At 36.1% G+C, this 12,022-nt stretch carries 13 protein-coding genes and 1 pseudogene; 2 read left to right on the top strand and 12 right to left on the bottom strand.

Features of this window, described 5'->3' with window-relative positions:
* Nucleotides 1-419 precede the first annotated feature (419 nt).
* Complete coding sequence (locus ACIQXQ_RS20680; protein ID WP_402959864.1) at nucleotides 420-1,154, bottom strand: DUF3800 domain-containing protein; 735 nt, start codon at nucleotides 1,152-1,154, stop codon at nucleotides 420-422.
* Between the two features lie 661 nt (nucleotides 1,155-1,815).
* Here ACIQXQ_RS20680 and ACIQXQ_RS20675 point away from each other — a divergent pair.
* Nucleotides 1,816-2,424, top strand: a complete 609-nt coding sequence (locus ACIQXQ_RS20675; RefSeq protein ID WP_402959862.1) for a MerR family transcriptional regulator — start codon at nucleotides 1,816-1,818, stop codon at nucleotides 2,422-2,424.
* A 163-nt stretch (nucleotides 2,425-2,587) separates the two neighbouring features.
* Here ACIQXQ_RS20675 and ACIQXQ_RS20670 read toward each other — a convergent pair whose 3' ends face one another.
* The 11 genes from ACIQXQ_RS20670 to ACIQXQ_RS20620 all read right to left on the bottom strand — a co-directional run bounded on the left by ACIQXQ_RS20670 (nucleotide 2,588) and on the right by ACIQXQ_RS20620 (nucleotide 10,803).
* The gene (locus tag ACIQXQ_RS20670) at nucleotides 2,588-3,277 is read right to left on the bottom strand and encodes a hypothetical protein (protein ID WP_402959860.1); all 690 of its coding nucleotides are present in this window, start codon (nucleotides 3,275-3,277) and stop codon (nucleotides 2,588-2,590) included.
* Nucleotides 3,268-3,543 (bottom strand): hypothetical protein, encoded by a 276-nt coding sequence (locus ACIQXQ_RS20665; RefSeq protein ID WP_402959858.1) that lies wholly within the window; start codon nucleotides 3,541-3,543, stop codon nucleotides 3,268-3,270. The genes ACIQXQ_RS20670 and ACIQXQ_RS20665 overlap by 10 nt, the downstream gene beginning before the upstream one ends.
* 191 nt (nucleotides 3,544-3,734) lie before the next feature.
* On the bottom strand, nucleotides 3,735-4,130 hold the full coding sequence (locus tag ACIQXQ_RS20660; protein ID WP_402959856.1) for a hypothetical protein: 396 nt from the start codon (nucleotides 4,128-4,130) through the stop codon (nucleotides 3,735-3,737).
* The gene (locus ACIQXQ_RS20655) at nucleotides 4,120-4,473 is read right to left on the bottom strand and encodes a hypothetical protein (protein ID WP_402959854.1); all 354 of its coding nucleotides are present in this window, start codon (nucleotides 4,471-4,473) and stop codon (nucleotides 4,120-4,122) included. Before ACIQXQ_RS20655 ends, ACIQXQ_RS20660 begins: the two co-directional genes overlap by 11 nt.
* Nucleotides 4,463-4,699 carry a hypothetical protein gene (locus ACIQXQ_RS20650; RefSeq protein WP_402959852.1) on the bottom strand — a complete coding sequence of 79 codons (237 nt, stop codon included), beginning with the start codon at nucleotides 4,697-4,699 and terminating at the stop codon, nucleotides 4,463-4,465. The genes ACIQXQ_RS20655 and ACIQXQ_RS20650 overlap by 11 nt, the downstream gene beginning before the upstream one ends.
* Nucleotides 4,700-5,643: 944 nt before the next feature.
* Nucleotides 5,644-6,660, bottom strand: a complete 1,017-nt coding sequence (locus ACIQXQ_RS20645; RefSeq protein WP_402959850.1) for a hypothetical protein — start codon at nucleotides 6,658-6,660, stop codon at nucleotides 5,644-5,646.
* A gap of 116 nt (nucleotides 6,661-6,776) precedes the next feature.
* Nucleotides 6,777-7,025, bottom strand: coding sequence for a hypothetical protein (locus ACIQXQ_RS20640; protein WP_402959848.1), 249 nt, complete (start codon nucleotides 7,023-7,025; stop codon nucleotides 6,777-6,779).
* Nucleotides 7,026-7,257: 232 nt separating this feature from the next.
* Nucleotides 7,258-7,386, bottom strand: a complete 129-nt coding sequence (locus ACIQXQ_RS20635) for a helix-turn-helix domain-containing protein (protein ID WP_402959846.1) — start codon at nucleotides 7,384-7,386, stop codon at nucleotides 7,258-7,260.
* Between the two features lie 1,114 nt (nucleotides 7,387-8,500).
* A complete protein-coding gene (locus tag ACIQXQ_RS20630) occupies nucleotides 8,501-9,412 on the bottom strand; it encodes a nucleotidyl transferase AbiEii/AbiGii toxin family protein (protein ID WP_402959844.1) in 912 nt (303 codons plus the stop codon).
* A 4-nt stretch (nucleotides 9,413-9,416) separates the two neighbouring features.
* Nucleotides 9,417-10,034: a type IV toxin-antitoxin system AbiEi family antitoxin domain-containing protein gene (locus ACIQXQ_RS20625; protein ID WP_402959842.1), complete on the bottom strand. Its 618-nt coding sequence runs from the start codon at nucleotides 10,032-10,034 to the stop codon at nucleotides 9,417-9,419.
* A gap of 205 nt (nucleotides 10,035-10,239) precedes the next feature.
* A complete protein-coding gene (locus ACIQXQ_RS20620) occupies nucleotides 10,240-10,803 on the bottom strand; it encodes a recombinase family protein (protein ID WP_402959840.1) in 564 nt (187 codons plus the stop codon).
* 561 nt (nucleotides 10,804-11,364) lie between these two features.
* On the opposite strand from ACIQXQ_RS20620, the pseudogene ACIQXQ_RS20785 reads away from it, so the two are divergent.
* Nucleotides 11,365-11,811 (top strand): annotated as a pseudogene (locus ACIQXQ_RS20785) (thermonuclease family protein); the annotation flags it as partial.
* Nucleotides 11,812-12,022 lie beyond the last annotated feature (211 nt).

Here is a 12,022-nt window from a genome sequence, read left to right as displayed (position 1 = left end):
TTTTACTACTACGTATACGTCCACATCCATGTAAACGATCAAAAAAAGCCAAATAAAAACGGCCCTGACTATTCAGAAAGGGCCGCCTTTTTTAACATTGCGAGGACGAAAGAATGTTCATAATTCCATCCTCTTTATGTTGTTGCGAAGAACTATCGTATTTCGCATTATGTATTATATCCAAATGGATCCCAGCTTGTGTGTGCTAAAATATGGTAAATAAAAATACCTTAACTATTCAGTAAAGGTATTTCCGTCGTAATGAGCGAAGAACTATCGTAATTCCCTCATATCCTGCTCTAGCTTGAGGAAAACTATCGTAAACCTCAACACTTAGAATGTACCCCAATGATAATGGATAACAAATCGTTTGTCAACAGATTGTAGACAGTTGTAGACAGTCCGTCTACAAAAAATTACTACGGCAAGACCTTAAATCCGAATCTTTGCTTCAAGCTATGACCGCCATCATACAGAGCGGCATCGATAAGCGGATAGATCGTCGGCTTTTTCGGTTGTAACCCATTGCATGATCGGTTTAGTGTACCAGGCACAAAATCAGCTAATTGAAGGCCGATATTGTTATCTGCTTTGATCAGAAAGTTAATGTTTAACAAGCGATCCTGGAAAGCATTCGGGCTATAATACAACGTACCATTGGCCACAATTTTATGATAGGTATTGCGGAGTTTGGTATCATCTGTCGTGTTAATGCCTTCGATATAAACTTGGCCTTTGGCATCCTTGCTTCTTAAAAAATGTACAAAGTTTTCAAGCACGATTTGAAGCACGATGTAATATTCATCGTTTAATTCACTGTCATTATAATATGATTTAAAATCGCTAATATGAATAGAAGCTCCAAGGGTGGTGAGATCGTAATTCCGGAAGATATTATCCATCCCCTGCCAGAATTCATCCCGCTTTTCTTTCTGGCGGATCACCTTATATGGATCTTTACCCGCGCGAATTTCCCATTCATGAAGAATGATATCAGTATTTCCAAAGACCTGCTGTTTTAACGATCTAACTTGAGGAACGATTTCACTTTCGTATGCTTCTTTTTTGATGATGACCCCTGCTAAACATAGGTGATGTATATTACTCCCGTTTGGTTTTGATTCATCCAGGAATAAATAGTATTCGTTACTCATGCCATTTCCCCCATAACAATTTCTAATATTTCAACAATTATATCATGATTAAACTGATATTTTTTTATTTATAGAAAGACTAAAGAGAGTAAAATACATAATTTGGAGGTCCGTGATGCAATAGAAGCTCTAAACAGAGCATTAGAACTGACTGAAGAAGCAGAGCCTCCGACGAGGCTTTCACCTCCATTTCGGTAAAAATTCGGTACACTTTCGGTCTACTGTCTCAATGCTATCATTGGGACAGTAGACTTAATGCGTAAGCATTGGATAAACCGCAATCCATTTTACCGTACTCCAAGCTATATGGGAGGAACAAAGGATTTTAAGAGACGAAAAAGACATAGCTGCTATAAAGATGGAAATGGACGAAAAAAGAAAAGTATGGAAAGCCATAATGAAAAAAGAAGTTTCCGGTTAATATCATACATAGACAAATCCCGGACAAAATTTGGGATTTTTATTTTAAACTTGATAAGCTCTTGAAAGCTGGATTTTTTCACCTATACTTAGATTCAAAGCAGGGATTAACCAAGCCCACGGATAATGTAATTGATACCTAGCTGTTAAAGAAGGGTAAAAAGCTTCATCAATTTACTTATCCACCCTATCTATCCAGCTAATCCATGTTAGTATCCAAGTTAGAAAGGTGGGAGGAAACTTGAATAAAATTGAAAAACCAGGTGAAGAAAAGCAAGATGAAAACCTGGATAAAGGTTTTACAGTAAAAGAGGTAGCTAGTTTCATAAATGAAACACCAAACGTCATTAGAAACTGGTTTAAGGAGCTGCGGAATTATATCCCTCATGAAAAAGACTCCAACAACTACAATATATATAAAAGCGAGGGGATAGAACGCTTTAAAGAGATACAAGCCCTTCACCGGGAGCAAAACTGGAGCATGAAGCAAATTGAACATTACTTTGCTACTGGAGGGGAATCTTTCAAACCGGAACCAGAAAAGAAAGCCGGGGAAATCATAGCGGAAGAACTCAAAGCAATGAGGGAAGAAATAGAAGCACTAAGGGAAGAAAACAAACAAATAAAAGAACAGCTGGATAACCAGGAAACTTTTAATAAGGAGTTTGTTATTCCAGGTATGCAACAATTAAAAGAGGGAGTAACATCCATTAGGGGAAGTATAGAAAGGGATAAAGAACTGGATCAAGCCAATCAAGCAGCAAAAGAAGCTAAACGGTTAATAGCGGCCTCCAACGAAAACCCGGATAATCAAAAAAAAGGCTTCTTTGCTCGACTTTTCGGAAAGTGAACAAAGAAGCCTTTACGCTCTTTTTCTATGCCTTTGACTAAAAAGGTCTGGCGAGGTAATTATTGTATAATTATGGTATGACAAACTCTCCAGAGTTGGTCATACTAAACCAAAAACCCCGGCTAGTCACCGGGTTTTTCTAATCTATATTCTATCGAGATTATCATTCTATTCTAAGTTCCTTTTGCATTTCAGTTTTCACTGAATTCCGAATGCCAGGAATCATATTTTTAATCTCTGTTTTTGCTCTCGTCTCTTCTGAAGATATAAAATCATATTTCGGATTTAAAAAATTCAAATATTCACGTTGGTGATCTATCAAGTCCTTACAGGATTTACTAACAACATCCGAGAAGTAAAGCAGATTAAAATAATAATAATTATTTGCTTCACGCCATTTTTCATCTGCTCTTCGGTAATTTATCACTCTTCCAATTTTTTGAATTTCCCTGATTGCAGATTGTTTTCCTTCATAGTTCCTCCATAATTTTATAATCCTAGCTCGATCAAAACTCGTCATCTTTAATTCATCAAAATGTAAGTTTAAATCTTCTTCGTCAAAATTTTCAAACGTTAAAGCTTCTACATTACCTTCTAAACTAGAAATATGACCATATGCAGTTTCTAAATGGAAATACATTTCTGGATACTTTTCGTGTTTTTTTGAAGTAAATAACTCAAAGTCTTTAAAGTTTTTTTGTTGCTGTAATTTTAGTTTTTCTAGCTCTTTGGTTATTTCCCCTTGATAGTCTGCCATATTTTTTTTGAAAACTTGTTGTGCCATTAATCGAGATAGGTAGCCCAGTATAGAAACTCCACCAATTACCTTTAAAAAATCAATTATTAATTCCACTTTTTAAACCAATTCGAAAATTCCCCGTCTTCCCTTTGCTTTTTTTGCTGAAATTGATTGAATGCTTCAATTAACCCTTGTTTTGAAATGAAATCATTCATTAATTTATGCTGGACCAAATAGAATTCCGCTTCCTTGTCGGTTAAAGTGTCCTGGTTAGAATGATAAAACATAGCGGGCATAAGCTTCTTTGGCTCTCTCTTTCTCCCTGTTTTTTGGCTGTAAGTACCTTTACCGTGATAAGCTGCCATATAATCAATACTCATAATTAATACCTCATTTCTTTTTTTTATTGTAATCTTCATAGGCTTTCTTTTGACGGTCATTAAATGCTTTTACCTGGTAATAGTGCTATTCACAAAAATACCTTTCCAGCTCCCCATTGGTCCAACTATAAAGAGGTTTTAGCCATTCAACCCGCGGGAATCTTCTCTGACAATACAAACAATAATTGTCTTTACTTGTTATTTCTGTTTTCCTCTTTATAATTTTTCAATACAGGCGGCTTTGCTTGTGGATCTGCTTTGCTTGCTTCCAGGTAACGAAATACCGCCTTTATATTTTCATGTGCAAAATCTATGTCTGCTTTCGTCCTATAATTTGGTGTTTTTCCTTCCCTTTCAGCTAAAATCCGTATATACATATCCCGGTAATTATATAGCTCGTCCTCTAGTTCTTCGTCCGTCATCTTGCAATATTTTAAACATGCTGCAAAATCACCTTCAGCAGCTAATTGATTCAATCGCTCCTGTTCTTCAGTTTTGGCCGATACCCTTTCAAATTCTTTAGGGTCAAACCCTGGCCCTTTTTTTATGGATGATTCTAGCATTTTGATCCTGGATTTAATCCCCACCGAAAACACGCTCCCACCTGTCACCTTCCAGTTCTATTCCGTGTTCATCCATATAATCAACAATTTTCTCGGCCAACAATTTTTGAAGTGCTTCATAATCGAATTGAGAACGTTTTGTGATTGGCTCCAAGGTTCTGATCAAATTCTCTGCTTTTGCGTTCAATTTATCTGCTTTTTCGTGCTGCTCCATATAACAAGCCATGGCCCATTCAACATATACTTTTCTGAATACCTCATGATCCATAATAAGCAAGCTCTCAATGTCTGCTGTTCCCTTTTCAGCAGCCTTGCTTTCATCCGGCAATTTCTTCTCGATCCGATTCAAACGGGTTTTAATGCTCATTTATCCCCTTCCTCCTTTTTAACTGTTCTTCGATTTTATCCAATCGCTCGGCAAGCTCTCCCAGCTCCATTGATTTCAGCGCGGTATTTGATAACGTGGCAAGGGTTTTCGCCTTATCAATCGTCATTTCTCCCTCCTGTAGCAATATATTAATAACTTTGGCTAACAATCTTCTAATGTCCTGGGGCTTATTGATCCGTATATTCTTGGTGAAATGTTCATTCATAGGCTCACTCCTTCCACTTCTTTTTTTATAAATTGAAAATATCCTTATATATCAAGCCTTACCGCATTTTTAAGTTTACAAACCGTGCATAAAACCCCCGGTTATAGTTACAAAATGAAATGGCTAGTGCTTCCGCTCCTGGACGTATCTTTTTAATCTTTATACAGATACACCAGGAAAGACCGCCCCGCCTTCACACCCCAAAACAAGGGTAATTGACCAACACATTAACCAGCAGTTTGACCAGCAAATTAATGGCCAAATCCAGTGTCTTTTTTAAAGTCCGAATTCTTATAAAACCCTTATTTATCAAGGATTGGAATCGTCTTTTCACTGTCTTTTTGTAGTATCTGTTCAAAGGTAATTAACACTGAAAGTGTCCAATACATTGACCAGCTGATTAACCAGAAAAACGGAACCCACGGCCCCGGCCACCCCTTTTAATCTATTAATTGCATACACCTTAAATTGATTAAGAGGCATCATTCTGGCTTTTCAACTTAATAGCAAAGGTTTTATATCTCCTTACACTTAAAATGGCTTAAACGGGCTATATGGGCTTAATTTTTTATATTCATATAAGCAACTAGCCTAATTTATCTTTAACAGCTGGTTGTCTACAAAATGAAATTCGTTTCAAATCACTTTGCAAACGGTTTTTGCTGTTGTATTGATCCTAGCAATTTATTTATTAAAAAATGTACTTATCAATCTATTTTTTCTTGTTTTTTTAACTTGGATAGGGTATCTATTTAAGGCTTTAATCTATATAAACTTATATAGTATATCTTAATCTTTTAATTTTTTTAGTCTTTGTTTAATGTAGCCGATATGACGAATTAAATCGTCATATCGGCTACATTTGCCTTCTCTATAAATTGGAAGCTGTGTTTTCATTTCGTCATATCTACTACATTTGTTTGCTTCCCCTTTCGTCATATCTACTACATTTGTCCGGCCTGACTATAATACTTTTTCAATGATGCCCCTTGTATGTAGGTTGATATATTGGAAAATACGTTATTCATTTGTTTGAGCTGCAAATCATTAGTATCCAGGAAGAATTGTTGAATGTACTCATTCATTTGCTGGACGTTTAACTGTGACCGCTGTAGACGTTTCTTCTGCTCTGCATCCAATATAGCCTTTGTACCTGTCCGCTTGGCATATACGTCCCTTACGTTATTTAAAATATCATCCAATGTTTTAGGTACTGGCATATCTTCAACCGATACAGCAACCTCTTTATTACTGATCCCTAATTCTTCATAGCGTAATTTTTCCGCTTCCTGGCGTACATCTTCCCTTAACACATTTTGTTTTAAACGATTGAGCTTTAATGCATGAACCTTAATTTCAACAAGCTTCCCATGTCCCTTTTCAAAACTGATCAATTTCATTGCTTGTAAATCCTCTAAATGCTTTTTAATACGCGAATAATTGACTGTTTTGACCGTCATACCCAACATACGGCCAAAATCATTAACGCTTACTGAACCCTCTTTAAATTGCTCTACATACTTACATAAGGCATAGACAACAATATGTCTGTATTGAATTTCCTTGTTCTTCAGCTTTTCAAATAATAAATTTTCAAAAGTATACCGATCAATCACGGCAAAAAATTCTTCTGTAGCTAAATTACGAATAGTGCTTGGTGCTGACTTGCCGCCATTAACGTTGTATCCGCTGGTATAATCAAATAAAGGGAACTTATCAAGTGCTTTAAACGCCTTTGATATCGTAATCCTGTGTGACGATAAGCCAGCAGATAACCAATAATGACTAAATCTCATTATCTTTTCTTTCCCTGTAGCTGTACCTTCAGCTTCTTTTCTATTCATTTCTGATAATATCAGCATGAACAGCACTTTTTGGAAATCCGTCAATTCGGCTACATAGGTTCCGTTTTGAAACATTGACTTATATACTTTAAAATAAGGTTGATTATTAGTGTTCAAAACTATAAGCTCCTTTCTTGGGGTATGGCTCGCTTCTCGCAAAAGCGGCCTTTTTTTATACCCTTTTTCAATTCGTCATTTTGGCTACATAGGTATCATTTTGTAACCTTTATGAATTACCGATTTTGAGCCATTTTCTTGCTGATTTCTTCAATTTTCCAGGCTTTATACGCTTCATAATCTTTAAGCAGCTGTTCTTTATCAAAACCCTGGTCAACTAAGAAATTAAGGATTTTAGGCGTGATCTTAACGGAATCCCCATTTTCGTTCGTCCTCACTGTAACCTCTACTGTTTTAGTCATTAAAGCCATTTCCTTTACTGATAAGCCCAGCTTTTCCCGTGCTGCTAAAATGGGATTTTTCATAATATATCCCTCCTTTTCTATTAATTTAAAAATAAAAGGGGAAACAACATACAAACCCGTTTCCCGGATCTGGTAGTCATTCCCCCACAAATAACATATATAGTTTTTGTAGCGAAAAACTTACAGACTGGTGGTGTAGCTACATCCAATCACATTTTCCCTACCATAAAGATAAAACAAAATTACTCTCTTTAAAATCTTATCATTATTCCTACACTTTTTCTTATTTCCCTTATTTCCCGTCTTTTTTTCTTCGTTTCCCGTTTCCTTCAAAATATTCCTTCAATTGTTCCTCTGATATTCGGTATTGCTGGCCGATCTTTGAAGCTCTTAGCAAACCCTGTTTTATATGCCTATACACGGTTATGTTTGCAAGTATACATTAAATGTCTGACTGACCGTAGGACCAAACTATGTATGCTTATATAGTAAATATAAGCTTATGTAGTGGTAATGCTTAACCCCCGTTATCTTAACAGCAATTCTTTCAACTACTTAGCTGATTATGCTTGACAGATCTTAGGGTTTTTGACTTGCTGAAGTGAAGCAATGAAACGGCTGGAAGACAGTCTTATCCCCTATGCTGAAAGAAAGCTAAAAAAGCAATCTAACAGAATAGGAGGGATAAGCGTCTAATTTACTTGCGTCAGTTCGCAATGTATCCGTATGTATAGACCCTATTCACTCAACAGTTTTCACCGTACACGTCCTTTACCTAAAGGCTTGTCCTCTACATAAAGCCACCCCTATGCGACAAGCTGAACGTGTTCCCTAGCACCGTAATGCTAATGGCTACCACCCGAACCTTTTAAGGTAGTTCTCACCTTCCCCCAACAGATGAATAGGAATCCATTGAGGGTTGCCCACTTTGTAAGAGCATACTCTGTACTCTCTGCACGAACGTAGACTATCCAATCAGTTTTTAAGGTGCTTTCAGGCAATTGCACCTGAACAGTACACAAAAAAGACGCTATCCCTTAACCTGTCAGCTTCCAAGTTAAAGAGATAACGCCTTTTGTTAAACTTTGTCCGATTATGTATGCAAAATACTAGCATTTACTAGTTGAATCCAATGGACGTAGAGTTTATAATAGGTGTATCAAATTAGTCCTGTGTCGTCAGGGCTAAAAATTTAACTTAGTGGTGAGAACACTAGGTTATAGGAGAAGTCATTTCCGTTAGTGCCTGAGAAACACTAACATATGGGAATGGCTTTTTTGTTGTCCGTTCATATTAAGTTATCATAATTTTAACTCTATCAGTATGGTAAAGCAACCATAAATTGAATAGGTTCTGATTGGTTTACGCTATACCGGTACCCCTAAAAGTAATTGTTTGTTTGAGGTGAATTTCTTTATGGTTAAATAGTAAAAACACTCGATCATTTGAGATACGGGTGTTTTTTGTTTTAAGTAACACGTTTTGTATTCATCTTATATCCACTAAAAATAACTTCTACGGAACGAAATTGATTTTTATTTTATAGGTATCCATTCTTGCCCTTCAACACTCCAATTCGCTAAGAAATCATCCTGAGCTAAAATAGATTCATATAGAGGTTTTAAAAAAATAGTCAATTTATCCATTACCTCAGTGAAGGAGAAATGTTCAAATCCATTTCTTTTTAACAATGCGTTCCATTGTATATTACGCTGTTCATTCTCTGAAAATTCTTTCGTAAATAATATATGATCTTTAGTGAAGTTTGTTCCCCTCTTTTGAAACGTTTCAAATATAGCTTCATATAAAACTATGCCCTCGAAATTTTTAATAGATAACATACTATAAATATCGTAAAAATCTTTTAATCTACTATTGGCAACCGACAAAGAAATCATTGCCTCAAATTTCTCCGATATTACTGATTCCATTGTATAGGAAAGTACTTCAGGTTTCTCGGAATCTAATAGAGTAGGATATTCCCTTATTTCAGCACTTGGTACTATAATATCTCCAAAGCCGATATCTAACTGTAACCTATTTCGGACTGTTCCTATATAACACTTTACTTTTAGCCGAACTCCCTCATAATCGGCATCCTCTTTTATTCTTTCAACCTCAATCGAGTCTTTATCAAACACCACAGCATCATCAACTTCAGGTTTAATTTGACAAACGACTTCAAAAGCCGTTTTAATTGCCTCCATGTCATTAGAAATCTGTTTCGCTAAAAAATCCATGTCTTTTGTTGGTCTGGACATATTTTCCGATAATGAATATAAAAATAGTCCGCCCTTTAGAATAAACCTTTCCCTATATGGAGAAAGCGATAATCGATATAAGAGTCTTTCCTGAAAATACAACCTTAATATCAGTTCATTTGCTTTTCTTTGTGTCCTACTCACATTTTTTAATTTAGCGAGAACGGAGGCTTGGATATTTGGCATGAAATTATAGCACCTCTAAATAACTTTGTAATTTTGTTTTTACTCTGAACTTTTCAGAATAGTCCACCAACTTTTCGATATTCTTATCTGATCTTTTCATATATTCATTTAGGCTTTCTTTCACAATGTCTACTCCAATTTTATCCTTATATCTTATACAATCACATAGTGTTTTTTCCATATCATAAATTTTTATATTATGTCCATTTATATCTATTTCATTTATTCCTCCGAAATAATGTATATCTGAAAAATAAACTACCTTAATTGGTGGATAATCAGCAATATTGGATTTGTTGTATTTTCGAGGTAATGCAACATAATATTCCCAAGGAGTATATGTAGTTAATTCATAAAAAGATAGAGCTGATAAGAGACAAATTACTCCTTTAGGAAGAATTATTGAAACCTCAACTAAGTCCTCGTTATTACTAACGGGATAATCTACCCATCTGTAAAGACCTTGTTTTAACTTGGTTATAAACCCATTTACTTCAAGTTCCTTTATTCTATACGTATTTATTCCAAACCTCATTAAATCTCCAGTTTTTGCAAACCCCTTATTTTTATAAAAAAATTCTTCTATATCCGCAAGATTATAGTTATTCATCAATGGGAACACTCCTTTCACCCCCTATTATGATTCATTTTACCATTTTTTATTGGAATTATTCAAAAAAATGGCGGCACTTTTGACAAGTGCCGCCTTTTTCTTGAAAAATAAACAATTCAAATTATTTACGCATATTTTAAAAAGTAGCGGCACTTATCAAAAGTGCCGCCTTTTTCTCGAAAAACGAACAATTCTAAGTTTATTCCCCAGTTATTCATTTTGTGCTCTCCTTTGCTTTTGCATAAATAGTAGAACGAGGAACACCAGTTAATTTTGAAATATCCGAAACACTCATTCCGTTTATTTCTCTATTCTCATAAAGCTGCAAGGCTTTTTTTACCTCTTTTTCGTCCTGGCCTTTCCTTCCCATGTGTTTCCCTTGCTTCTTTGCCCTCTCCCGACCTTCTGAAGTACGGCTTACAATTAGATCCCTTTCAAATTCTCCAATCGCTCCTAACATAGTAAACATTAGTTTTCCAGCAGCGGTACTAAAATCTATTTGCTCCTTTAAAAATACCAGACCTACTCCTTCAGCTTCCAATTCAATAGCAATATTATGAAGGTCCCTAACAGAACGGGCCAAGCGGTCAATTTTAGTAACCACTAATTTATCACCTTTTCTTAATGCTTTTCTTGCATTGTCTAATTCCTGGCGATCTGTTTTCTTTCCACTTTCTTTTTCCATATATATTTTTTCGCAACCATATTCTTTTAATTGTTCAATTTGGCTTTCAAGCGACTGTCCAACTGTCGATACCCTTGCATATCCAACTTTCATTTGCTCTCATACCCCTTTTTGTCTAAAAGTTATATATCTTCTATATCTTTAATTATAGACTATCTTTTAGACGTAAAAAAGAACAAAAAGAAGAATAAAAAGGAAGGTTTTAGTCTGGTACAAAACTTATAACTTTTAGACACCAGCTCGGAATCTATTCGGAACCTCTGAAACAAATTCAGAACCCATTCCCCCCATAAAGAAAAGTTAATTCGCTTGTAGGCTCAATCTCCGACCCCCAAGGAGCTACTTGGGGTGTGGATTGCTACTTACCCACCGGTTAAGGGATAGGATAGACAGATTTTTTCGTAGAACTCCCATATAACCTGTGTTTACCTTTTAGAGCATAAAAAAAAGACCTCTGGACGAGAGCGGTCTAGGTGTCTTCAATCTTGCCTTCTCCGACTTTCTTCACTTCAATATCAAATGTTTTCTTTTTTCATCTTTTCCATCGTTTTCATCCCCTTTAATCCGATATAATGAGTTCGGTCCCGAAGCTTCTCAATTCGCGACTGAAACGCTAAAGAATAAAACGGTTGGGATCAAGTAGGGAAAGAACGCACCGATAAGTATGGCCGTATCTTAGCTTACGTATGGGTAGGAAATAAAACGTATCAAGAAATGGTACTCGAAAAAGGATTAGCGGCTACAGCATACCTATATAACGATTTAACGATGTTTGATCAGTTCCATAAAGCGCAAGATATCGCTCGTAATAAAAAGATTGGCGTATGGAGTATTCCCGGATATGCTCACGTAGACCATGACCACGGTATCCATTATGAAGAGGAAAAGAAAGTCACACCAAAGCCAGCACCAGTAGCGCCGAAGCCACAGCTTAAACCGGCTCCAGCTCCAGCTCCTACTCCAGAACCAGAAACAGAGTTCTTCCAGAACTGCACAGATTTACGTACAAAATATCCAGATGGCGTACCAGCCGACCATCTGCTTATCAAGCGAAGATGGACCGAGATAAAGATAATTACGCTTGTGAACGATAAAAGGTAGTGTGTACACCGATTCGTTGAAAGCTCCCTGGAATCGAGATCTATTTGATAAAATAGGCACGAAAAAAAGACCCTGCCAAATTAAGTGACAGGGCTTTTCCGGTTCGCTTTATTTTGTTTTACTACTACGTATACGTCCACATCCATGTAAACGATCAAAAAAAGCCAAATAAAAACGGCCCTGACTATTCAGAAAGGGCCGCCTTTTTTAA

The organism is Peribacillus sp. NPDC097198, from assembly GCF_044762055.1.
In the GTDB taxonomy this organism is placed as follows: Bacteria; Bacillota; Bacilli; order Bacillales; family DSM-1321; genus Peribacillus.
The sequence above is the reverse complement of the archived record's forward strand: the minus strand, read 5'-3'. Positions and strand labels throughout refer to the sequence as shown.

What these genes read in the sequence shown, in the direction of transcription:
- ACIQXQ_RS20650 (WP_402959852.1), bottom strand. Translation starts at nt 4,699, where the DNA reads ATGAATGAACATTTCACCAAGAATATACGGATCAATAAGCCCCAGGAC.
- ACIQXQ_RS20665 (WP_402959858.1), bottom strand. Translation starts at nt 3,543, where the DNA reads ATGAGTATTGATTATATGGCAGCTTATCACGGTAAAGGTACTTACAGC.
- ACIQXQ_RS20655 (WP_402959854.1), bottom strand. Translation starts at nt 4,473, where the DNA reads ATGAGCATTAAAACCCGTTTGAATCGGATCGAGAAGAAATTGCCGGAT.
- ACIQXQ_RS20620 (WP_402959840.1), bottom strand. Translation starts at nt 10,803, where the DNA reads ATGAAAGTTGGATATGCAAGGGTATCGACAGTTGGACAGTCGCTTGAA.
- ACIQXQ_RS20630 (WP_402959844.1), bottom strand. Translation starts at nt 9,412, where the DNA reads ATGCCAAATATCCAAGCCTCCGTTCTCGCTAAATTAAAAAATGTGAGT.
- ACIQXQ_RS20640 (WP_402959848.1), bottom strand. Translation starts at nt 7,025, where the DNA reads ATGAAAAATCCCATTTTAGCAGCACGGGAAAAGCTGGGCTTATCAGTA.
- ACIQXQ_RS20680 (WP_402959864.1), bottom strand. Translation starts at nt 1,154, where the DNA reads ATGAGTAACGAATACTATTTATTCCTGGATGAATCAAAACCAAACGGG.